Genomic DNA, 23629 nt, shown 5'->3' with positions numbered 1-23629 from the left:
AATAATTTTGGGTTAAGCGGCTAAGGAAAAAGACTTAGAGCTGTTTTAGATAGTGGAGATAAGGAAAGTATATCTAAAAAATCACAATTGCTGTAAAATATAAGAGAGATAAGGACAGGATTCTTGGGTTTGCTTATGAGGCAGCAGGTGATATTAAGGTGATTAGTATCCCTAATGCAAAAGAAATAATTTCTGAAAGAGTTACTGGATTAGATTTAAATGAACATCCGTTAACTAATAAGCAGTTAAGTTCAAAGAAAATGTCAGAAATTAAAAGTAAAATAGATAATAGAACAGCAACTAAAGCAGAATATGAAGCATATAAGTGGAATAAAAGATTTTCAGTTAGAAGACGTGAAGGGGTTAAACAATTCTGGAATCAAGAAATGGAAAGAATAATAAATGGAGAAAGCACTACGCGTAATTGGACAACAGAACAAATTGAAAATATTCTAAATGGTAGAACTCCTAAATATGATGGGAAGTCTATTCAAGGACATCATTCGTATAGTGCATCAAAATATCCTCATTTAGCAGATAGAGGTGAAATAATATATCCAGTTACGACAAATGAACATTTAAATGGATGGCATGGAGGAAATTTTAAAAATAGCAGACCTGGAGAGCCTATAATTGATAGAAATGATTTTTAATAGGAGGGAAATAAGTGGATAATATAGGAATTAAAATAAAAAGCAATGATAAAATAGCAAAATGTATTAGTAGTATAAGAAAATATACCAATTTATCAATAGGTGAGATTAAAGATAAAATAACTAATAATGAGTATGTAATGGTATGTGGGTACACAGATGAAGATGGAATAAAAAAAATAGTAAAAGCATATAAAGAAATTATAAGTTTAGGAGTTAATGTGGATATATACGAACATGATAGAGTTACTACAATAGATTTTCTAATGAACTTAATAGATATGTATGGTGATATTGCAAGAGATATGCAAGAAATAGATGATTTAATGTATGATGAGGACTAATAGTTACTATGAGCAAACAATTTGATAAAGGCGATATGCGATGAGTATAATATGAATAAGATTTAATGAATCAGCTGAAATTTAAGTAGGCTGGTTCATTATTTTTTAGTAGCTAATACATTCTATAAATGTATGATTCAAAAAATATATAAAAAGCAGAGATAACATATAAGAATATTTAAAAATAAAGTTCCTACATATAGACATATATAAGCAAGTTTATAATGTAGAAACTTTATTATATTTTAGCCTATGTAAAGAGTTAAAGCGATAGGAAATGTCTATTTGTTATTAAGATAATTATAAATTAGTTTGGCAGGTGGAAGAGTCAAATCAGTAAGAATATGGGATACTGATATAATTTCACGAACAGGTAAATCTGCCATTGGAGCTAAAGCATGTTCAAATAGTAGTAAACGTCCAGGGCCAGTCCATGCTTCTTTTATTTTAATCTCTGTAATTTCCGCAGAAACAAGTTCACAAATTCTTGGCTTTCCATCATAACCTGGGATTATTTTTAGCATAAAATTTGGTTTGCAAATTTGTTTTTTTGCTTCATCAAAATTAAGGGGTTTATGCTTATAACCCATTGTTGCAATTGCAATTTGTAAAGAACCATATTTTAACGAGCCTACCAAAGTATCTGAATCAACAAATAATTTTGGTGAACCAAGTTTTTTGGGATAAGCGCTCATTTCCCTACCTACAGCAATAGCAGGTTCATTATCTAGGTACATGCAATGAAGATAATCACCTTTCTGACCATTAAATGTCACCGGTATTGCTTGACCGCATTCTGTATATGAACCAAGTCCTGTAGTATCTGGCATTGCCATCATTTCAAATTTAACTAAGGGTTCTTCTATTTTTAATGGTTCAGGTACTATCTTTTTTAATGCTTCTAAATCGGTTCGATATATAATGTTTAAATATTCACGATTGTGAAATTTGTATGGACCTGTAGGAAACGCTGGAGCTCCTAGTGGGGTAGTAATTTGTTTTAATACTTCAGATTCTAACATATATGATCCATCCTTTCTTTATTAGTTAAATTAAGCATGTTTCTCCGTAGAGGTATAAATATAATAGTTAGTCAACATTACTTTTACATACTCTGGAATAATTAATTCTGCTTCTGTTAAAGATTGAACTTCATTAATAGTCGTTTCTTTATTAATTTCTTTTAGTAAAAGCCCTCTATCTGTAACTTCAATTACACAAAGTTCAGTAACTATTAAATTAACCTTTGATTTTGCAGTAAGTGGAAGCCTACACTTTTTTAGAATTTTAGGTTTTCCTTTACCAGTATGCTGCATCGCAACAATTACTTTCTTTGATCCTGTTACAAGATCCATAGCACCGCCCATTCCGGGAACTAGTTTACTTGGGATAATCCAATTTGATAAATTTCCGTGTTCATCAACTTCTAAGGCACCAAGTACAGTAACGTCAACATGACCTCCTCTGATTAGAGAAAAAGATGTTGAGCTATCTATAAATGAACCAGATTGTACTATCGTTGTATATTGTCCGCCAGCATCTGTGATATCATTGTCTTCGTTTCCTGGTGCTGGGGCGGAGCCCATTCCAACTATTCCGTTTTCAGATTCAATGAAAATTTCTTTGTCAGCTGGTATATAGTTAGCCACTAAAGTAGGAATACCAATTCCTAGATTTACAAGTTGTCCGGATTCTAATTCTTCAGCTACTCTTTTTGCTATAATTTCTTTTGCTAATTTTTTATCATTAATCATTTAGAATTCCTCCTTTTTAACAATATAATCAACTAGTGGAGCAGGGGTCATAATTATTTCAGGATTCAAAGTGCCGCTTTTTACAAGCTTTTCAGCTTCAACAACTACTTTGTCACAAGCCATTGCAATATAAGGGTTAAAGTTTTTGGTTGTTCCTTTATAAAATGTATTTCCACTTTCGTCTACTATACTTCCTTTTACTAAAGCTAGATCAGCTTTTAAAGGAGTTTCTAGCAAATACTCTTTTCCATTAACTGAAATTTTCTCTTTTCCATTTTCAACGATTGTACCAAGACCAGTTTGAGTTAATACGCCACCAAGTCCAGATCCAGCTGCACGTATTCTTTCAATAAGTGTACCTTGAGGGGAAAGTTCCACTTCAATTTCTTTTGATAACATCTTGTTTCCGGTTTCTGGATTCGTACCTATATGGGAAGCGATAACTTTTTTTACTTGATTATTTACAATTAACTTGCCTATTCCTCGATCAGGGAAACTAGTATCATTACAAATTATGGTTAAATCTTTTACATTTAAGTCAACTAATAAGTCGACTATGTCATCAGGAGTTCCACAGTCTAGAAAACCACCAATCATGATGCTCATTCCATCTTTAAAAATAGGTTTTAAATCATTGGGTTTAAATAGCTTATTCATGAGTACCTCCAATATATATTATTTTTTTATCCGGATAATTGTTATTAACTAGTATATTTGTATTATAATCCTTTTTATGAATGAAATGTAATTTTTGAACAAAAAAGTTAGCTTTATTAAAATTAATGGTTTACTATATGTGAAATAATGTGATAAATTCATATAATTGGTTTTGGTTCAACAAAATAGCTAATAAAATAAAAATATGGACATAAACGCTTCAAAAATTATATTTGTGCAGTATAATTGGTATGGAAAATCCGCCTTAATTAGACAAAAAACCTTAATTATATAATGATATAGATAAAAATAATTAAGTATCTATACATAAAAATTGTACCTATAGATGGGTACAATTGAGATTTTTATATTCTTTTAAAAGAAATATTATTTATATTCTGACAATTTTTTGGGTTTAATCTTTTTTACTGCTATTTGTTAAAAAAATATCTATCTTATCTTTAATTGTAAACGCTTTACTTATTTATCACTAATTATTTGGAAATAAAATTACTATTTGTAATATTTTAGCATTATAATATCTATATACTAGTTGGTTTAGTTATCCGGATAAGCAATAATCATGTAAGACTCATCTATTTTAAGGAGGTACTCATGAATAAATTAATTGCACTATATATTTAAGATTTGTTTTAGAGATAGGATTAGAGTAATGAAAATGCTTTTTAGATTGTGTCACTCCTAATGATATACTTGATATGCTGTCCATTAAAGTGTGAAGGATTTAACAATATCTTATGACGATAATAGTTTTCTTAATTAATTAGAGGTGGCCATGTTGACGTAAATATTCTTAAAATTTGCACGCTAAATCAAGATAAAGTTTTAAATTTTCACTTAAGCTGAAACTTTATTTTGATAATTATATTATTAAAATATGGAGGTAACGTAAAATGGAAAATACATTAATAGATTCAATAAAAGATATAGATAAGGAAACTCCTTGTCTTGGTATATTTGAGAAAGTAGAAGATGCTATTGAAAGTGCTGTAAAAGCTCAAAAAAAATTAATCTCTTCATATAAGAAAAAAGACAGGGAGAAATTTATTGAGAAAATTAAAAGTGTTACATTAGCAAATAAGGAAGTTTTAGCAAAGCTTGTTTTTGAAGAAACTAAAATGGGAAACTATGAAGATAAAATATTAAAACATGAATTATTAGCTAAATATACACCAGGAACAGAAGACTTAACTACTACTGCTTGGGAGGGTGATGATGGACTTACCATTGTAGAAATGTCGCCATATGGTGTTATAGGAGCAATAACTCCTTCAACAAATCCTACAGAAACTGTTATATGTAATAGTATAGGAATGATAGCAGCTGGAAACTCTGTAGTCTTTAATGCACATCCGAATGCAAAAAAATGTGTTGCATTTGCTGTTCATATGATAAATAAAGTAATACTATCCTGTGGAGGTCCTGAAAATTTAGTTACTATGGTAAAGGATCCTACTATGGAATCTTTAGATATAATTATGAAGGATCCTAATGTAAAACTTCTATGTGGAACTGGAGGACCTGGACTTGTAAAAGCAATCCTAAACTCAGGTAAAAAAGCTGTATGCGCAGGTGCAGGAAATCCTCCTGTCATTGTTGATGATACTGCTGATATAGAAAATGCTGCAAAAAATATTATAGAGGGATGTGCTTTTGATAATAACTTGCCTTGTATTGCAGAGAAAGAAGTATTTGTTTTTCGCAATGTAGCTGATGAGTTAATAAAAGATATGATTAAGAATAATGCCATGATAATAGGCGAGGATTGTGTAGAAAAATTGATTAATTTGGTATTGGAAAAGAAAGATACTGATTCAAAAATAGAATATGCAATTAATAAAAAATGGGTAGGAAAAGATGCAAGATTATTATTGAGTGAAATAGGTATTGATTCAGCTAAGGATATCAAATGTATAATATGTGAAGTAGATGCAAACCATCCTTTTGTTATGACAGAGCTTATGATGCCTATACTTCCTATTGTAAGAGTTAAAAATATTGATGAAGCAATAGAATGTGCTAAAAAAGCAGAGCAAGGAAGAAAGCATAGTGCTTATATGTATTCAAAAGATATAGAAAACTTAAATAGATTTGAAAAAGAAATAGACACTACTATTTTTGTTGAGAATTCTAAATCCTTTGCTGGAGTAGGTCTTGGAGGTGAAGGTTTTACTACATTCACTATAGCTGGGCCTACAGGAGAAGGTATAACTTCTGCAAGGACTTTTACAAGGCAAAGAAGATGCGTAGTTGTAAATAGAGATAAATAAAATATTTAAGTTTTAAAAAGATATGGATTAGTTTTAGATAGAACTAGTCCATATCTTTTTTGTTTAGAAGATTAGTGAGAGGAGGTAATTACACATTATCTAGGTGTGAAATTAAGTAAGGGGATTAGTATTCTTTTATGGTGATATTCTGCAGAATATATATGGTAATATGGTAATATTCTGAAGAATATGCTGGTAAAATGGGCCTTGGGAGAGTTTGGGTGTAGGATATTATGAGAAAGCGACTCACAGAAGGAGCTAAATCTATTAAATGTGGTTTAGTACATTTAGGAAATGGTATTAGGGAAAGAGTAGATAGTAAATATATGTGTAATTCTATTTTCAGAATAATAAATTTATAAGGGTATTTGGATATAGTGTGATAATATGTAAGTAATATGAATTTATCTTAGGGGGAATATATAATTGATTTTATTTTTATTGTTAATTTTATTAATTGTAATATATGCAATTATTCAAATAGAGATATATAATAGTAGCAACTACAAGAAAGAATCAAAGAAGAACTATTTTGAAGTTAGGTTTAATGCAGGAAATTATGGCGAATATTTGTCATTTAACAAATTAGAAAATATAAAAGGTTGTAAGAAGATACTTACGAATGTGTATTTACCAAAGCAGAATGGAGAAACAACGGAAATTGATTTAGTATTCATACATGAGACTGGAATTTATGCTATTGAATCTAAAAATTATAGTAGTTGGATATTTGGAAATGAAAAGAGTAGGTATTGGACGCAGACATTTCCAAATGGACGAAAGGAAAAATTCTATAATCCCATTATGCAAAATAATACACACATAAAGAATTTAGCAAAGGTTTTAAACATAGATGAAAGTTCTATAAAATCAGTTATAGTATTTAGTGAGAGATGCACATTAAAGAAAATAACAGTTGAGTCACAAAGGGTTAAAGTTGTTAATAGAAATAATTTAACTAGGGCAATAAATGGACTTAGCAGTATTTCTAAAGAAAGATATGGTGAAGATAAAATTAATAAAATTTATTTGAAGTTAAAGCCATATACGTGTGTGTCAGATGATGTGAAAAAGAAACATATAAATAATATTAGAGTTAAAAATAAGAGATAGATAATAGATTAAGATATTAATTGGTTTTACTAAAAACTATGATGATTAATATCTTTTTTTATTTTATATGAAGTTATATTATAAGGAGAATTTAAGATTATATGTTAAAATGTAGATACAAGAATTAAAAGTAGGTGTAAATTTTATGAGCAAAATATATGTTTCAGAAAAATCTATAGTATTGCCAAAAGAAATTTCAGAAGTACCATACAGTAATGAAGTTGATTATTTGACTTTTTCAAGAGTATTAAAAGATGATAGGGTAGTTGCAAGTTACAAAATGTATTGGTTATTATCCTTATTGGATGAAATTTCAGTTGGAAATTTACAAATTGAATTTAGGAAACTTATATGTAGGATGGTAGTTAAAGCATGGTATCCTCTATTAAAATGTAAGCTTAGTTTTGGGTTATGTGATAATTTAGCTAAGGTAGTTAATTATATTTCAGACACTTATAATTTTGTTAGCAATTATGATAATAATAAGCTTTTAAGTTTTATATATGAATCTGATGATAGAGAATTAAATAAGATGCTTAAGGAACTAACATTAAATGTACCTTATAGATTTTTAGCACCATTCTTTGAGGACAAGCTTAAAGGTCTTAAAAAAGTAAATAAGTTAATAGAAGAGCTGTCGAGGGAAAGTAATAAGTGTATTTATGAAATATATAAAAATCAGGAAAATGAAAATTGTATTAAAGTTAAAAAAGAATGGGGTAATTATTTAAAATATAATTACAAGATTATTCAAGGCTGGGCATATTACAAACTTGTATGTTTTCTTCAAAAACGTAATCTAAATGTACCAGGGATAGCAATGAAATTGGAAGCTCCTAAAAATAGAAAACTAGGAGTAAAAGCAGATATATGGAAAGAAATAATTGAAGAGAAACATATAAAGGATCTGTATACTGGTTTAGATTTCACTAAAGAAAATTTTAAAGAGTATGGAGTTTTAAGTATTGATCATTTTATCCCTTGGAGTTTTGTGCTTCATGATCAGATGTGGAATTTGGTTCCTACTTTTAAAAATGTCAATAGTAAGAAAAGTGATAATTTGTTAGATTGTGATACTTATGTGAACAAGTTTTGTGGATTACAGTATGAAGCTTTTTCTTATGTTGTGGATAAAAATAGAAAAAATCAAATTGAGGAATATAGAGAAATATTAAAGGTTGAAGATGCTAAGAAATTTAAGAATGAAAAGTCTTTGGAAGAGTTTTATAGAAGAATAAAACAAGAAATAATGCCTGTGTATAATATTGCTGCTAATCAGGGATTTGTGGTTTTGGAGAATTTTATTTAAAAGTAGATAGGGAAATATAGATTAATTTATGATAAATAGGTTAAATTCATTGATTTCTTCAATGAAAGAGAAATTTCAATACTATAAGCAATTAGCTTAGGTGGAAAAACTTAAGGAATATTTTTTGATGCGAAAAGTGCGAAAGAAGTAGGAGAAGATTCATTTGATGAGACCATAAATAGGGCAATACTAAAAGAATAAAGTAATTGTTAAATAAATTAAATTACCAAAAGGGGAAAAAGAAAGTGATTGTATATCAAGCAAGCAAAAAAGATTTCATGGATCATGTAACAAATGATGAAATCAGCATTCTAATAGATAGAGAATACAAAAACAAAATAGGAAAAACCAGAGAAGCAGAATTCAAGGCATGGGATAGATCAATGCTATACATGTACAAAGCACTTAACACAAATGACATTCCAGATGAATGTGGAGTTGCCATAGAGTACAAAATTCCTGCTACATCAAAAAGAGTAGACTTTATCCTAACTGGGCTTGATGAAGAGGATAAAGAAAATGTAATCATAGTAGAGCTTAAACAGTGGGATGAAGTAGAGGCAGTAGAAGATGAAGATGCCATAGTAAGGACTGCAATGAGAAGAAACAGTAGAGTAAAAATGGCTCATCCATCTTATCAAGCATGGTCATATGCAAGTCTAATTGAAGATTACAATGATGCAGTAGAAAAGAAAAATATAAAATTACATCCTTGCGCATATCTACATAACTACATAAAGAAAGAAGAAAATGATCCTCTTGAAAGTGAAGTTTATAATAATTGGCTACATAAAGCTCCAGCTTATACAAAAGGCTATGCTATAAAGCTTAGAAAATTTATCTGTAAATATGTAAAAAAAGCAGATCAAGGCAAAGGTATTTACTACATTGAAGGTGGCAAAATACGTCCATCAAAGTCACTTCAAGATGCTCTAAAAGTTATGATAGATGGAAATGAAGAATTTGTCATGATAGATGATCAAAAAGTAGCTTATGAAAGCATTATAAGAACTGTTCGTAATTCTATTAAAAGTAATAAAAAGAAAACAATAATTGTAGAAGGTGGCCCTGGTACAGGAAAGTCTGTACTAGCTATAAATCTTCTAGTTAAGATATGTAGTATGAATCTAAATTGTCAGTATGTAACTAAAAATGCTGCACCTAGATATGTTTATACAGAAAAGCTTAAAGGGAATTATACTCAAAAATACATAAATAACTTATTTAAGGGATCAGGTGTATATACTGATACCACAGAAAATGAAATAGATGTTTTAATAGTAGATGAAGCTCATAGACTTAATGCCAAATCAGGTATGTTTAAGAATAAAGGTGAAAATCAAATAAAAGAAATTATAAATACAGCAAGAGTATCTATATTTTTTGTAGATAACAATCAAAGAGTTACCATGGATGATATAGGAAGCATAGAAGAAGTGGAAAAACATGCTAAAGCATTATCTGTGAAAACTAGAAAGTTAAAGCTTACATCACAATTTAGATGTAATGGATCTGATGGATATATTTCTTGGCTTGATGATATTTTAGACATAAGAGAAACAGGTAACTTTGATGGATTTGAATTTGATTTTGATTTTAAGGTGTTTGATAGTCCAACAGAAATGAGACAAGCTATAGAAGATAAAAATCAAACAAATAATAAAGCTAGGCTCCTTGCAGGATATTGCTATGAGTGGATAACTAAAAAGCAAAATAATGATAAATATGATATAGAGTTTCCGGAATATGATTTCAAAATGAAGTGGAACTTAAGTAATAGCACAACATGGGCAATTGACAAAGATTCTATAAATGAATGTGGATGCATACATACTTCACAAGGTCTTGAATTTGAATATGTTGGAGTAATTATAGGAAATGATCTAAGATTTGAAGATGGTAAGATAGTAACAGATTTCACAAAGAGAGCCAAAACAGATAAAAGCTTAAATGGAATTAAGAAATTATATAAGGAAGATAAAGAAAAGGCTTTAAAGATTAGTGATGAGCTGATTAAAAATACTTATAGAATCCTTATGACTAGAGGGCTTAAAGGGTGTTACATATGGTGTGAGGATAAGGCACTTAGTGATTATGTTAAGGAAAGAATTAATCTGTTTAGCCATCAGATTGGAGTTAAGGAAATTGAGAAGGTGAAAGTTTTAAATAAGTAAATAGCCTTCCCATCATCTTACTACGGCATTTCTATATTCTAACTTGGATATTATACCGTAATTATGAAGTATAAATATAGAGTGTTAAATATGTAAAATCCCCACTTAGAATGAATATATTAAGATATAAATTAATTACAAAAAGCTACGATAAAAACTATGGGTAAATAAAAAGTTAAATGGGGTAGCTTATGGAGAATGTTATAGATTTAATGAGAAGAAAAGACTTAAAATATGATGCTAAAAAAGTTAATATGGAGAATGTAGAAAAACAATATAGGTATGCTCAGATGTATTTCAACGGAGATGGAGTTGAAGTTAACGATGAGGAAGGAATTAAGTGGCTTAATATGGCAGCTAAAAATGGACATGGGGAAGCTCAATGTCATTTAGGGGCATGTTATTATAATGGTGACAAATTAGAAAGAGACTACAATAAGGCAGTAGAATTATTTGTAATGTCTAAAGAGAATGAAAATCCTTTAGCATATATCTGTTTAGGACTAGCGTATCTTGAGGGAAATGGTGTAGAAAAGAAGGATAGAAAAAAAGCTTATAAATACTTTAAGAAAGCACATAAACTTGGGGAGCCTATAGGAACATATCGTCTTGCGAACTGTTATTATATAGGCATCGGAGTAGAAAAAGATCTATTAAAAGCTCTGGATTGTTATGAACAAGCTATTAAAAATGGATATACAGATGATATAAAAATTTTCTTATTATGCCTTAAAGAATCTGTAGATAAATTTGAATCTTTTAAGAAGGAAATTAAAGATGGTGATGGAGCAGAGTTTAGAGATTTTCTTGAATTAAAGAAAAAGATAGCAGTGTTTTCAGATTTTGTAGAGTTATTAAAGTAATTAAAATAAAGTGGTACATTTAGTGTATATAAACACCAAATGTGCCACTTAGTTTATATTGAATTTATTATTGCTTTTCTAGAAGATGGTTACTTATGAAATAAATTAGTATTAAAATAGGAAGTAAAATATATATTGGAATTGAAAAAAGTACTACCTTTTTTAATAATAATCCGACTAATACTAAAGCACCTATAAATAACACCATAATAAACCACATTACAAAAAATTCAATAATAGATTGCTTTTTTGTATATTCTTTAAAACTTTTGTGCTTTGCCCATGTGATTGCAGCTAGCGTTAGAGGGATAACTAGAATTAATGCTAGAACTATAATAGGAGTAATAAGCATATTTAAGCTAAAACTAGATAAACCGTTTTTTAATATAGCTTGGATATTTTGTGAAAGGTATGATATTGACAAAAGTATTGTTAGTCCTAAAGCAGCATAGCATATATATTGAACCATAAGGCTAAGTTTATTATAAGTAGATTTGTAAGTATCTACAATTTCTTTGCAATAACCTTTTATATCACTTGTACCTAAATAACTTTCTATAGAAATATTTTGATGTTCAGCAGAGATAAAATTATCTAGTGTTTGTTGAAGAAATTCCTCTGCATCTCTTGTTTTAATGTTAGAGCACCTAATATAAATTATTATTCCATCAAATATTTTTCTGTTACTTTCAGATAAATTTTCTTTTGATTTATTTAAACCATTAATTAATTCTTTCATACTACTCATTTTTATTATCCTCCCATATATTCCTTACAGTGGTTACTATATCATTCCAAGAAGTATCAAATTCTTCAAGCTCGCTTTTACCCTTTTCTGTTAGTGAAAAATATTTTCGCTTGGGACCAAAAGGGGAGTCCCTTAATTCTGATTTTATGAGTCCATTCTTTTCAAGTCTTATCAGTAAAGGATGAAGAGTTCCTTCAGATATATTTTCAAATCCATAGTCTTTCATTATATTGTAAAGCTCATAACCGTAAGTTTCTCTATTCTTAATAACCTTGAGGATGCAACCCTCTAGTACACCCTTTAGTAATTGTGAAGTATTTGCCATATTTTCACCTACCTTATAATACAACCTAGTGATTTTATTATAGTCCTACTAGGTTGCATTGTAAAGTAGCGAGAAAAAAATAATCTAGCAGAATAATTATTTAACGTAAAATATTTAAGAAGCTTAGTTTATATAAGAAAATAATAAACTAAGCTTTAATCTTATTTATGATATACTATAAAATAAATATCGTCTTGATATAAATATTTTATTTCAAAGAATTTTCTAGTTTTGTTTGTACATTTGAAAGAGCAACTTCCCATCCAGTTTTATCAGGATTGTATTTTCCACCAAGTGTCTGATCATAAATAGTTTCTTCTCCTATTATAGGAATGTCTACTTTTATAATAACATGTAAGGAAATATAATGATTTTCAATGTTATTGTTGAATTCGCTAATTATAACGGTTACCTTTGGATTAGCATTAACTACAACTGTAATATTGTCAGAAACAGAAATTGGGCCTCCTTGAACATGACCGTCTTTTATGCCTGAAAACTTGGAATCGTAATTAAGTCCGTAGGTGGTTGTACTTCCAGTATAAAGAAGAGTGAGTGTTGTAGTTACCGTTTCTTTTAAGAACAATGTACCATAAGTATGTTTTTCAGTCTTAGAATCAATAACTTGTGACATAATGAATTCTCCTTTTACATATTAATAATACTCATGAAAATTTTAAGCATTTTCATGCATAATTAATTATATTTAATCAGTCAGTAATAAATTCATATATTTTAATCAATAAGAATGAGGTGTATTTTATGACAAAAAGTTTTAAAGCAGTTTTTATAGATAGGGATGGAACCATTGGAGGATCTGGGGATATAGTGTATCCAAAAGATTTTGAAGTATATAAATTTACACTAGAAGCAATTAAACTGTTAAAGGAATTTGGTTTTAAAGTTTTTGGATTTTCTAATCAACCTGGGATATCAAGTGGAAATTCTTCAGAAGAAGAATTTTATAAGCAATTAATTTCTTTTGGTCTTGATGATGCATATATATGTCCACATACTGATGAAATGAACTGTGAGTGCAGAAAACCTAAAGCAGGTATGTTATATAGAGCTTCAAAAGAATATAATTTAGATTTAAAGAAATGCATTGTTATTGGAGACTCTTGGAGAGATATGCTAGCTGCTCATAATGGTGGAGTAAAGAAAATTTTAGTTAAAACAGGTAATGGAAAAGATGATTTTGATTTACTTAGATTAAAGTTCTCTAATGTTAATATAGATTATTATGCAGAGAACTTATTAGATGCAGTTAAGTGGATCATATAAATAATAGGTATACTAGTTTGTAAAAACTCAGTATGCTTTTATTTTTTATATTGAGTGTATACAAGAAGTGAGAAGAAAAATCTTAAAACATTAAAAAGATGTCGCAAAAAGAGAAACCTAATGACAATTAATTACTTTAAGAATAAAAAATACAATTTAAAGAAAAGGATATTTACAAAAAAATACTAATATATTAAAATTTTATTGAAAACGTAAACATATGTGTGCATTTAAAGATGTATACAAAATTATTAATTTAAAATACTTAATAATTAAAGAGGAGATGTTTCTATGTCAAAAAAATTAAAGATGATACTATCAAAGGTTACTGTTTCAGCTATGGTTGTAGCTATGACTTTGTCTGTTTCTTATTTCTCAGGGGATAATAATGTAAGTGCTTACACAGCTAATACTATTCAAGCAACAAAAGTAGGGGCAGTAAAAACTGCAAATGTTATTACAGTTAAGTCTTTTGATGAATTGAAAGCAGCTGTTGCATCTGCAACTGCTGGTCAAACAATTGAAATTGCAACAAATACTCTTGATTGTACAAGCCAACTTGTACTAGATAAAGTGAATTCAGGCATTACAATTAAGGCAGCAGATGGATATTCTCCAGTTTTAGATTTTACTTCATTTAGAGAAGCAGCTAAAAAAGCAAGTCCTAAGAAAACTGGGGATGGATATGCAGGTGTTAGAATAAGTGGAGGTAATTATACAATTCAAGGTATTACAGTAGAAAATGCATATGATAATGGTATGCTTATAAAACCAAATTATAATAGTACAATACCAGCTGCTAAGCAAGTAACAGGAAAACCTGATGATAATAAAATAATTAACTGTGCATTTAACTATAATGGTGATGCAGGACTTCAAATCTCAGGTAGTAATGGACTTGAAGAGGCAGGGATTCATGTACGTCCAAGCAATAATATAGTAACAGGTTGCGTAGCTTATAGAAACTTTGACCCATTAACAAAGGGTGGAAATGCTGATGGATTTGCAGCGAAACTTTTCCTTGGAACAGGTAATGTATTCTCGCACTGTGTATCAGCTGAAAACTCAGATGATGCTTGGGATAGTTTTGCTATAGAAGATAGTGATGTAACATATGAATATTGTGTAGCATATCACAATGGAGATCCAACTATTTTTACTGGAGCATATGATAAAGCAAATGGACTTCAAACAGATAAGGATTTAACTGTTGGTAAGTGTAGTGGAAATGGAAATGGATTTAAGATGGGTTCAGGATCATCAAAATATGGAGCTCAAACAAGTGGTTTAAGAAAGATGAAAAACTGTCTAGCTTTTGATAATAAGTCAAAAGGTTTTGATGAAAATAATGGAACTGGTACAATTGATTTAGTTAATGGTATGGCATTTGGAAATAAAGGTGGAGACTATGTTCTTGATCTAATGAAAGCTGGAACATTTACAAATGTACAAGCATTTTCAGTAAAGAGTTTAAAAGCACCAAAGGGTGGAAATATAGCAATTGTAGATGCAGCAAAACAAAAAGCTATAAGAGCAGAAGTTGATGCAGCCATAGCTAAGATGAGAAACGAAATTACAGCTAAAAAAGTTCCAACAGCTATGAATTTCAGTTTTTGGAATTAATGACTATAAACTATAAGTTATATATTAAAGGTTTGATATCCATATTTAAGTGGAATCAAACCTTTTTTTATTAAGTATAGGAATTGCATATTTGCAACAAAAATTAACAAATATTCCAGAAAGTTCTTGCGCAATATGTAAAATATTGGTTATAATTATCTTATAGGGGAAATATATCTAATGGAAATTATAAGCTAGATTTGATGAGAGATATGGGAAGGGAGTGAGAATTTTGAATAAGTTTAGATTAGAAAGATTATATGAGGAAAGAGGGTTAAAGGATTATAAGTTAAGAACACTTGAAGATTTGTTTTATATTCATGATATAAAACTTAATCAAGTTGATGGATACAATAGATTAACTAAGGATGAAAAAAGGTTTTTTAGTAGATTTGTTATAAATTATTTTAATAGTTATGAGTTATCAAGAAGAAATATATTTATCATTAAAGTTGGCAAAGCTAACAATTATTTAAGAGTCGAGTCTATTTATAATGGGGAATGGAGAATAGAAAATTATGAGTTTGGATTTGAAAATAAAAGTGATTTAATAGGTTGTATTTAGTATATAGTAATTGTTTTTTAATATATTACTTAAGGCTATGAAGAAGTTAAAGATTGCTTTATAAAAGTTTTTTGTAAAAAGTTTCATTATTTTTTGGATATTTTGGGGAAAATGAATATATCTTTTATGAATAATAAATTTATAAAAGGGGTGTAGGAAATTGATAAATGATGATATTGTTTGTACACTTTTAGATGAACAAATAATAAGGAACTGTAAAGGATGTCCTCTTAAAGAGGTGTGTGAGAGCATCGAAAGGACTTTTAAACAAGAGAAAAAAGCTAGATAAGATAGAAGTGGCAGTAAATCCGTTATTCTAGGATTTACTGCCACTTTTATTACTGTAATCAGTTTGGGATATTACTTGTTTACAGAGTAAAAACACCTTTTTGGAGATATTATCTTTTCATCAGCTTTAAGCTGTTTAATAGCTTTATCTACATCTTTTTTATCAACTCCGAGAGCTTCAGCAATTTCTCCTGATTTCATAGCGTCTTCTTTAGCAAGTAATTCAAGTATTTTTTCTTGTAAGTCCATCTAAATCACATCCTTTCTATAATTATTCTACCATTATGACAAATTTTTATTTTAACTACAAGAGTTTTTGTAATTTTTATTAAAAAATAATTATTTTCTATTAATATAAACTAGTGTGCCGTCATGTTAAATTTATAAAACTATTTTTTGAATATTATTTTATGTTATTTTATGTTATTCATAATACATAATATGGTATAGTTAGAATATAATATATGGCGTGTTACGGAGGGGAGTTATGGCAAGAAAATTTAATTTATATCAAATAGATTCATTTACAAAGGAAAAATTCACTGGTAATCCAGCAGGTGTAATAACTAATGCAGATGGATTAACGGATTACGAAATGCAAAAAATAGCTAGGGAGCTTAATAATTCAGAGACAGCTTTTATTTTCTCTTCAGATAGTGATGAGTACGATGCCCATGTGCGCTTTTTTACTCCATCAAATGAAGTGCCTATTTGCGGACATGCTACAATTGCTGCTCATTATGCTAGGGTCATTGAAAATAGTCTTAACACTTCAAGAGTTTATCATAAGACAGGTGCTGGAATTTTGCCTGTAGACATCGTAAAGGAAAATGAAGATTATAAAATTATTATGACTCAAGGAAAAATTGAATTTGGAGATATTATTGACGGTGCAAATAAGGAAGAGCTTTTAGCAGCATTAAGTATAGAAAATAGTGATTTACTAGAAGATTATGAAGTACAGATTGTCTCAACTGGTCATTCTAAAGTTATGGTAGGTATAAAAAGTATTGAAACCTTAAATAAATTGCAGCCCAATTATAATGCCCTTTCAAAGCTAAGCAAAATTATTAATTGTAATGGATATTATGTCTTCACAGTAGATTCAGAAGATAAGGATATTTTAATACATGGGAGAATGTTTGCACCGGCAATAGGTATTAATGAAGATCCTGTTACAGGTAATGCAAATGGGCCTTTAGGTGCATATCTTGTTCATTATAATCTTGTAGAGCATGATAATTCTACATTTAAATTTAAGGCTAAACAAGGGGAAGCTATAGGTAGAGCAGGTATCATTGAAGTTGAGGTAAAGATAGAAGATAAAGAACCTGTGGAAGTGAAAGTGTCTGGTAATGCTGTAATAGTATTTAAATCCCAGTTAACACTAGAGGATTGATTTGATTAATATATAATTAAATTATAAAGTAAGAGAACACCTTCCTAGGTGTTCTCTTACTTTATACCAAAAACTTCCATTTCGCCTATTTAGATTTTAAAGAATCTATAAGAGTTTCAATTGTAAAATTAATTCTAATAGAATTATGTATCTTAAAAAAGCTTTAGTATAGCTTTAAATTAAATTTACATCATATTGATTAAGTAAAGTAGTTATAGTATTATTAGGCGCAGTTTCTGTAATTATACTATGAAAATCTGATATATTTGAAAAGTTGAAAATTCCATCTAGATTAAATCTTTCATTTGGTGCCATTAGAAATAATTCTTTAGAAATTTTCATTATAGCCTTTTTAGTTCCAGCATCTTCAGATTCACAAGTAGTAACACTGCCATCTTGAAGATCTATTCCAGTACAGCCTATAAATGCTTTATTACATCGATAAAGCATTATCTGTTCATTAGAGTGAGAGCCTACATTTCCACCTACAATATAATTATAATCTCCACCTATAAAAATAATATGTGTAGTTGAATCTAATTTGATTATTGATGATATTTCAACCATGTTTGTAATTAATGTGATATTCTTATTATTTTGTAAAATTAGTTTGGCAATAATATATGAAATACTTGATGCATCTAAAAAAACTGTATCGTCATCTTTTATTAGATTATAGGATTTTTGAGCGATGATTTTTTTCAAATCCATATCTTTTTCAACTCGCTTGGAGAAACTTTCGCTATTTACTAAAGTACGTTTTATATTAATAGCGCCACCATAAGTACGTTGTAGTAAGTTGTTTTTCTCTAAAACTTGAAGGTCTTTTCTGATCATACTTTCACTTACTTGAAATTGTGAACTTAGATCTTTTACTAATACTTTTCCGTCCTTTTCTAATAAGTCTAATATATGTTTGTATCTTTCTTCAATAAACATAGTTTCCTCCAATTCATTCTCATTTAGTTTTATTTTAGCAATAATTAAATTAAAAAGCAATTGAACTATAAGAAATAATGGCTTATAATGGTAATAAATAATAATAAATAGTAATGAATGATAATAGGAGCAGGGGGGAAGGTAAAATTATGAAAAAGGCAATATTTTTTGATATTGATGGAACTTTAATGGATTGTTTAAATGGAATTACAGATATTACTGATAAAGTGAAAAGAGCTATACGCAAATTGCAACAAAAAGGAAATTATGTTTTTATAGCAACAGGGAGACCATATGCATTTTTAAATGACGCTTTATATGATTTTGGATTTGATGGTTTTGTACTTACCAATGGAGCATATGTAAAAATTAAAGATAGGTGTATATATAAAGAACCTATTGATAAAGAGCTTATAAAAGAGTTAGTAATTAACTTTGAAAGAAATAATATTGAATATATATTGCAAGGGGAAATATACTCATATATTAAAGATGAATATAAAAAATTACATTCCATATATGATTCTTATAGCATACCTAAAAAATATCTACAAGATGATTACAATCTTGAAGAGGTGGATATATATAAAATTGAAATGGTATGCAATGATAAAAGTGGAATAGAATATTGTTCATCTTTAATAGAAGGTAAGCTTGATTATATTCATAATGAAGATGGAGGCTTATTTGAGTTATACTCAAAAACAAATTCAAAAGCATCAGGAATTTTAAGGGCGTTAGAGTACTTAGGTATTCCTATAGAAAATAGTTATGCTTTTGGTGATGGAAAAAATGACATAGAAATGTTATCAACAGTGGGATGTGGAATAGCCATGGGAAATGCCGATGATTATGTTAAAAGTTATGCAAAAAAAATTACAGATACAGTACAAAATGATGGAGTAGCACTAGAAATAGAAAAGTTTATATTATAATTTGTATGTAATATGAGATGTTATATTTCTTTAAACAAGATTCTCTTTTATTTATGAGAAATAGTGAATAGTTTACGACATTTTGCATGTTCAAAGATTAAAAATATATATAATGTAGATGTAAATAATAAAGACGAGGGGGAACTAACATGAAAAAAAAGATTACTTTTTTACTAGCCATGTCTATGGCATTAATTAGTTTTACACCAATGGTAAAAGCATCTACAACTAATGGTATAAATGAGTTGAAACAAAATAAAGAATACTCTAGTACTGTGTATAATTTTAGTCAATCAACCTTTAATAATTTGCCAGAGATTAATTCTCAAAATCTAAACGATAAGAAGTCAAAATCACGGGCTCTTTTTGTTGGTCGTTTTGATACAAGAGATTCTGCTGGGCCAAAGTTTGCATGGAGTGACACTACTATAAAAGCTAATTTCAGTGGAACTGGGATAAGTGTAAATTTAAAATCATCAGGAGATAACTGGTTTAATGTAATAGTTGATGGAGTAAATCAGAAACCTATTAATGTTACACCTACAACAACATCACCTATCGTGTTAGCATCTGGTTTGAGCAAAAAGAAGCATACTATAGAATTAGTTAAAAGGACAGAAGCTAATGTAGGAGAGGCTCAATTTTTAGGATTCAAGGTTTCAAATGGAAAGTTATCTTCTCCTCCAGCAGCTTCTTCAAGACGTATAATGTTTATTGGTGATTCAATTACTTGTGGTTATGGAAATGAGGGAACAAGCCAGTATCAAACATTTACAACTAAAAATGAAAATGCATCTTTAGCTTATGGAGCTTTGACAGCTAAGCTTTTAGGAGCAGATCCAATGACTATTTGTTGGTCAGGAAAAGGAGTAATTCGTAATTATGGGGGAGATACTACAGATGTAATGCCAGATTTAGTAGATCAAGTATTACCATATGACAAAACTTTAAAATGGGATTCTAAAAATTGGGTTCCACAAGTTGTAGTTATAAATATTTGTACTAATGACTACAGCATAGGAGTTCCAGATAAAGTTGCATTTACAAACGCATATACAAGACTTGTAAATAAAGTGCGTACAGATTATCCAAAGGCTGATATTTACTGTGCAGTAGGACCTATGCTTGGTGGGGATAATCTTAATAGTGCAAGGGACTATATAAGTCAAATAGCTACTTCAAAAGAAGCTTCTGGAGATAATAAAGTTCATTTTATTGAATTCCCAGCACAAGATTTTGCAAATGGTTTAGGGGAAGATTGGCATCCTAGTGTGAAAACACATGAACTTATGGCAAATCAACTTGCTTCTCAAATTCAAAAGGATTTAGGATGGAAAAACTAAGTTTATCTGAAAGCTCAGATAGAGATATAATAAAGTAAATAGTAAAAATCGCATTTTCAAAGATGAATTTGCGATTTTTATTATTTAGTATAAATATATATAGTGTCTACTATAAAAGCATGAGAAATGAAATGAATAATTTGTAATAATGCGAGTATAGTTCTAAATTAATTATTAGCTTTAAATATAGTAATAAGTAATGAAATATATTTATGCATAGCTTCAACTATGTTATAAGTGCCATCGTGGAGGCACCAGTCATAAATAAGGCCTCTAGCTGAAATAAAAAGATAATCACATATTTCTTCAGGTGTCATATTTGATGATATTTCATTCTTGCTTTGTCCTTCAAGTATAATTTCTTTGAGCAAGACTTGCATGAGTCTTCCTTTTTGAGGAAATATTTTATTGCTAGAATTATATAATTGTTTCATTATATCAATACCAACTATATCGTTATATTTTCCATAGTAATCAAAGAATTCAATTATTTTATCTAAATTATTAGTACTTGTAAGATTATTTTTTACTTCATTTTCGAAGTAATTATCAGCTCGTTTATATACTTCTATAAGTATATCATTCTTTGAGTTAAAATAATTATAAAAAGAACCTACAGATACACCGGCTTTCTTGCATATATCTTCAATTTTTAATTTTTCATATCCTTGCTTTTCAAGTAATTCAATTGAAATCTTATAAAGTTTATTTTTAGTCTTTTGTGCTTGTAACTGACGACTGGTTAGTCCTTGATTTTTCATATATTTCTCCTCTAAAAAATATTCTAAAGTTAATTATATTTCATAAAGTTTTTTTGTCAAATAAAACAATATCTTGATATTATTTAAACAAAACAGATTGACAAAAATATATCAAAGAAATTATAATGAAATTGTTCAGTGAATTGATTCAGTGAATTTACTTATGAAAAAATGTTAATTATGGATGGAGGGTTCTAAAATGAAAGCAAAATATCAAAATCTTTATGAGCCAATAAAAATTGGTAAGTTAGAAATTAAGAACAGATTTGTAATGGCGCCTATGGGACCAGGCGGGTTATGTGATGCAGATGGAACTTACAATGAGCGCGGAGTAGAGTATTATGTTGAGAGAGCAAAGGGTGGTACTGGACTTATTATGACTGGTGTTACTATGGTCGAAAACGATATCGAGAAGTGTGCTCTACCATCAATGCCATGTCCTACATTAAATCCTCTTAATTTTGTTAAGACAGGAAAATTAATGACTGAAAGAGTTCATGCTCATGGTGCTAAAATATTTCTTCAATTATCAGCTGGATTTGGAAGAGTTAGTATACCTTCAATAGTAGGAAGAACAGCTGTAGCTCCATCACCTATTCCACATAGATGGATTGAAGGTGTTACTTGTAGAGAACTGACTGTTGAAGAGATAAAAACATATGTTAGAAAATTTGCTGAATCAGCTGCTATTGCAAAAAAGGCAGGATTTGATGGAGTAGAAATTCATGCAGTTCATGAAGGATATCTTTTAGATCAATTTGCAATTTCATTCTTTAACAATAGAACAGATGAATATGGTGGAAGTTTAAAAAATAGATTAAGATTTGCTATAGAAATAGTACAAGCTATTAAGGAAAGTTGTGGACAAGATTTCCCAGTTTCTTTACGTTATAGCATTAAAAGTTTTATAAAAGATTGGAAGCAAGGAGCTCTACCAGGAGAAGAATTTGAAGAAAAGGGTAGAGATATAGAAGAAGGTATAGAAGCAGCAAAAATTCTTGAAGAAGCAGGATATGATGCTTTTAATGGAGATGTAGGCTCATATGATTCATGGTATTGGAGTCATCCGCCAATGTATCAAGAAAAAGGATTATATATACCTTATAATGAAATCTTAAAGAATGTTCTTAAGGTTCCAGTTATAACTGCAGGAAGAATGGAAGATCCAGAACTAGCTAGCAGTGCTATAGCAGATGGAAAGACTGATATGATAGCTCTTGGAAGACCATTACTTGCAGATGCAGAAATTCCTAATAAAATATTAGCTGATGAATATGATAAAGTAAGACCATGTCTTTCTTGTCAAGAAGGATGTATGGGAAGACTTGCATCATATGCAACAATATCTTGTGCTGTTAATCCAGCTTGTGGAAGAGAGAATGAATATGGATTAAAACCTGCTGAAGTAAAAAAATCAGTTGTAATAGTAGGTGGGGGAGTAGCAGGTCTTGAATCAGCAAGAGTTTGTGCAATTAGAGGTCATAAAGTAACATTGTTTGAAAAAACAGATAGACTTGGTGGAAACATAATACCAGGTGGAGTACCTGATTTTAAAGATGATGATAGAGCTCTAGCTAAATGGTATACTAATGAATTAAAAGACTTAAATGTAGAAGTTCATTATAATACAACAGTTACAAAAGAGATGTTAAAAGAATTAAAAGCTGATGAAATTATATTAGCTACAGGTTCTACTCCAAGAACTCTTAACATAGATAATTCTAAAAAAGTATTTACTGCAGAAGATGTACTTTTAGGAAAAGAAGAAGCTGGAGAATCAACAGTTATTATAGGAGCAGGGCTTGTTGGATGTGAAACAGCTTTATGGTTAGCTGATAAAGGTAAAAAAGTTACCCTTGTAGAATTACAAGATGGAATATTAAAAGTTGGTGGACCATTATGTCACGCTAACGAGGATATGCTTAAAGATTTAGTTAACTTTAAGGATATTGATCTTAGATTAAACACTTCTGTAATTGGAGCAACAGATAATGGATTTATCTTAAAATCAGGAGATAAAGAAGAAGTTATAGAAGCTGATTCTGCTATAGTTTGTATAGGCTATGTTTCAGAAAAAAGTTTATATAATGACATCAAATTTGAAATGCCAAAAGTTCATTTAATTGGAGATGCAAGTCAAGTACAAAATATTATGTATGCAATATGGAATGCATACGAAGTTGCAAGAAACATATAATTTTAAATAAATAAGTATTAAATGAGCCATTTTCTTTGTGAAAATGGCTCATTTTATTTATATA

25 protein-coding genes are annotated in these 23629 nt (G+C 29.3%); 16 read left to right on the top strand and 9 right to left on the bottom strand.

Translation table 11 applies throughout. The features are described 5' to 3' along the window. Positions 1 to 158 precede the first annotated feature (158 nt). Both FAY47_RS05440 and FAY47_RS05435 read left to right on the top strand, forming a co-directional pair. Entirely contained in the window at positions 159 to 653 is a 495-nt protein-coding gene (locus FAY47_RS05440; RefSeq protein ID WP_207706222.1) for a hypothetical protein, read from the top strand. Between the two features lie 14 nt (positions 654 to 667). Further along, positions 668 to 997, top strand: coding sequence for a hypothetical protein (locus FAY47_RS05435; protein ID WP_143315465.1), 330 nt, complete (start codon positions 668 to 670; stop codon positions 995 to 997). Positions 998 to 1278: 281 nt separating this feature from the next. Here FAY47_RS05435 and FAY47_RS05430 read toward each other — a convergent pair whose 3' ends face one another. From FAY47_RS05430 to FAY47_RS05420, 3 genes are read right to left on the bottom strand one after another with little or no spacing between them, the layout of a single operon-like run. Further along, complete coding sequence (locus FAY47_RS05430) at positions 1279 to 2019, bottom strand: acetoacetate decarboxylase (RefSeq protein WP_143315463.1); 741 nt, start codon at positions 2017 to 2019, stop codon at positions 1279 to 1281. A gap of 30 nt (positions 2020 to 2049) precedes the next feature. Next, positions 2050 to 2751: a 3-oxoacid CoA-transferase subunit B gene (locus tag FAY47_RS05425; RefSeq protein ID WP_143315461.1), complete on the bottom strand. Its 702-nt coding sequence runs from the start codon at positions 2749 to 2751 to the stop codon at positions 2050 to 2052. Then, a complete protein-coding gene (locus tag FAY47_RS05420; RefSeq protein WP_143315458.1) occupies positions 2752 to 3408 on the bottom strand; it encodes a 3-oxoacid CoA-transferase subunit A in 657 nt (218 codons plus the stop codon). It abuts the gene before it with no gap. A gap of 914 nt (positions 3409 to 4322) precedes the next feature. On the opposite strand from FAY47_RS05420, the gene FAY47_RS05415 reads away from it, so the two are divergent. The 6 genes from FAY47_RS05415 (at position 4323) to FAY47_RS05395 (ending at position 11158) form a co-directional block, all read left to right on the top strand. Next, positions 4323 to 5699, top strand: a complete 1377-nt coding sequence (locus tag FAY47_RS05415) for an aldehyde dehydrogenase family protein (RefSeq protein WP_143315457.1) — start codon at positions 4323 to 4325, stop codon at positions 5697 to 5699. Between the two features lie 233 nt (positions 5700 to 5932). Next, positions 5933 to 6061: a hypothetical protein gene (locus FAY47_RS21145; protein WP_279232037.1), complete on the top strand. Its 129-nt coding sequence runs from the start codon at positions 5933 to 5935 to the stop codon at positions 6059 to 6061. Positions 6062 to 6125: 64 nt separating this feature from the next. After that, positions 6126 to 6812 (top strand): nuclease-related domain-containing protein, encoded by a 687-nt coding sequence (locus tag FAY47_RS05410; RefSeq protein ID WP_143315455.1) that lies wholly within the window; start codon positions 6126 to 6128, stop codon positions 6810 to 6812. A gap of 145 nt (positions 6813 to 6957) precedes the next feature. After that, complete coding sequence (locus FAY47_RS05405; RefSeq protein ID WP_143315453.1) at positions 6958 to 8121, top strand: HNH endonuclease domain-containing protein; 1164 nt, start codon at positions 6958 to 6960, stop codon at positions 8119 to 8121. Between the two features lie 245 nt (positions 8122 to 8366). Beyond that, positions 8367 to 10295 carry a DUF2075 domain-containing protein gene (locus FAY47_RS05400; RefSeq protein ID WP_143315449.1) on the top strand — a complete coding sequence of 643 codons (1929 nt, stop codon included), beginning with the start codon at positions 8367 to 8369 and terminating at the stop codon, positions 10293 to 10295. Between the two features lie 191 nt (positions 10296 to 10486). Beyond that, positions 10487 to 11158, top strand: a complete 672-nt coding sequence (locus tag FAY47_RS05395; RefSeq protein WP_143315448.1) for a tetratricopeptide repeat protein — start codon at positions 10487 to 10489, stop codon at positions 11156 to 11158. Positions 11159 to 11225: 67 nt separating this feature from the next. On the opposite strand, the gene FAY47_RS05390 is transcribed toward FAY47_RS05395, so the two are convergent. The 3 genes from FAY47_RS05390 to FAY47_RS05380 form a co-directional block, all read right to left on the bottom strand. Then, entirely contained in the window at positions 11226 to 11906 is a 681-nt protein-coding gene (locus tag FAY47_RS05390; RefSeq protein WP_143315446.1) for a hypothetical protein, read from the bottom strand. Then, on the bottom strand, positions 11899 to 12231 hold the full coding sequence (locus tag FAY47_RS05385) for a PadR family transcriptional regulator (RefSeq protein WP_143315441.1): 333 nt from the start codon (positions 12229 to 12231) through the stop codon (positions 11899 to 11901). Before FAY47_RS05385 ends, FAY47_RS05390 begins: the two co-directional genes overlap by 8 nt. Before the next feature lie 208 nt (positions 12232 to 12439). Then, a complete protein-coding gene (locus FAY47_RS05380) occupies positions 12440 to 12865 on the bottom strand; it encodes a hypothetical protein (protein WP_143315440.1) in 426 nt (141 codons plus the stop codon). A 128-nt stretch (positions 12866 to 12993) separates the two neighbouring features. On the opposite strand from FAY47_RS05380, the gene FAY47_RS05375 reads away from it, so the two are divergent. From FAY47_RS05375 to FAY47_RS21140, 4 genes are all read left to right on the top strand, one after another. Further along, entirely contained in the window at positions 12994 to 13515 is a 522-nt protein-coding gene (locus FAY47_RS05375; RefSeq protein ID WP_143315438.1) for an HAD-IIIA family hydrolase, read from the top strand. Between the two features lie 291 nt (positions 13516 to 13806). Continuing rightward, on the top strand, positions 13807 to 15138 hold the full coding sequence (locus FAY47_RS05370; RefSeq protein ID WP_143315435.1) for a right-handed parallel beta-helix repeat-containing protein: 1332 nt from the start codon (positions 13807 to 13809) through the stop codon (positions 15136 to 15138). 232 nt (positions 15139 to 15370) lie between these two features. Beyond that, a complete protein-coding gene (locus FAY47_RS05365) occupies positions 15371 to 15703 on the top strand; it encodes a hypothetical protein (protein WP_143315433.1) in 333 nt (110 codons plus the stop codon). 160 nt (positions 15704 to 15863) lie between these two features. After that, positions 15864 to 15992 (top strand): hypothetical protein, encoded by a 129-nt coding sequence (locus tag FAY47_RS21140; protein ID WP_279232036.1) that lies wholly within the window; start codon positions 15864 to 15866, stop codon positions 15990 to 15992. A gap of 71 nt (positions 15993 to 16063) precedes the next feature. On the opposite strand, the gene FAY47_RS05360 is transcribed toward FAY47_RS21140, so the two are convergent. Further along, positions 16064 to 16240, bottom strand: a complete 177-nt coding sequence (locus tag FAY47_RS05360; RefSeq protein WP_143315431.1) for an HTH domain-containing protein — start codon at positions 16238 to 16240, stop codon at positions 16064 to 16066. Positions 16241 to 16478: 238 nt separating this feature from the next. On the opposite strand from FAY47_RS05360, the gene FAY47_RS05355 reads away from it, so the two are divergent. After that, positions 16479 to 17390, top strand: coding sequence for a PhzF family isomerase (locus FAY47_RS05355; RefSeq protein WP_143315429.1), 912 nt, complete (start codon positions 16479 to 16481; stop codon positions 17388 to 17390). 174 nt (positions 17391 to 17564) lie between these two features. On the opposite strand, the gene FAY47_RS05350 is transcribed toward FAY47_RS05355, so the two are convergent. Next, the gene (locus FAY47_RS05350; protein WP_143315426.1) at positions 17565 to 18329 is read right to left on the bottom strand and encodes a DeoR/GlpR family DNA-binding transcription regulator; all 765 of its coding nucleotides are present in this window, start codon (positions 18327 to 18329) and stop codon (positions 17565 to 17567) included. A 149-nt stretch (positions 18330 to 18478) separates the two neighbouring features. Here FAY47_RS05350 and FAY47_RS05345 point away from each other — a divergent pair, with 149 nt between their 5' ends. Both FAY47_RS05345 and FAY47_RS05340 read left to right on the top strand, forming a co-directional pair. Continuing rightward, on the top strand, positions 18479 to 19264 hold the full coding sequence (locus FAY47_RS05345) for an HAD family hydrolase (RefSeq protein WP_143315424.1): 786 nt from the start codon (positions 18479 to 18481) through the stop codon (positions 19262 to 19264). 149 nt (positions 19265 to 19413) lie between these two features. After that, on the top strand, positions 19414 to 20607 hold the full coding sequence (locus FAY47_RS05340) for an SGNH/GDSL hydrolase family protein (protein WP_143315417.1): 1194 nt from the start codon (positions 19414 to 19416) through the stop codon (positions 20605 to 20607). 167 nt (positions 20608 to 20774) lie between these two features. Here FAY47_RS05340 and FAY47_RS05335 read toward each other — a convergent pair whose 3' ends face one another. Next, entirely contained in the window at positions 20775 to 21368 is a 594-nt protein-coding gene (locus FAY47_RS05335) for a TetR/AcrR family transcriptional regulator (protein WP_143315411.1), read from the bottom strand. A gap of 199 nt (positions 21369 to 21567) precedes the next feature. Here FAY47_RS05335 and FAY47_RS05330 point away from each other — a divergent pair, with 199 nt between their 5' ends. Beyond that, positions 21568 to 23565 (top strand): FAD-dependent oxidoreductase, encoded by a 1998-nt coding sequence (locus tag FAY47_RS05330; RefSeq protein ID WP_143315410.1) that lies wholly within the window; start codon positions 21568 to 21570, stop codon positions 23563 to 23565. The last annotated feature ends 64 nt before the right edge of the window (positions 23566 to 23629 follow it).

Source organism: Clostridium sp. HBUAS56017, assembly GCF_007115085.1.
GTDB classification, from domain to species: domain Bacteria; phylum Bacillota; class Clostridia; order Clostridiales; family Clostridiaceae; genus Clostridium; species Clostridium cibarium.
The sequence above is the reverse complement of the archived record's forward strand: the minus strand, read 5'-3'. Positions and strand labels throughout refer to the sequence as shown.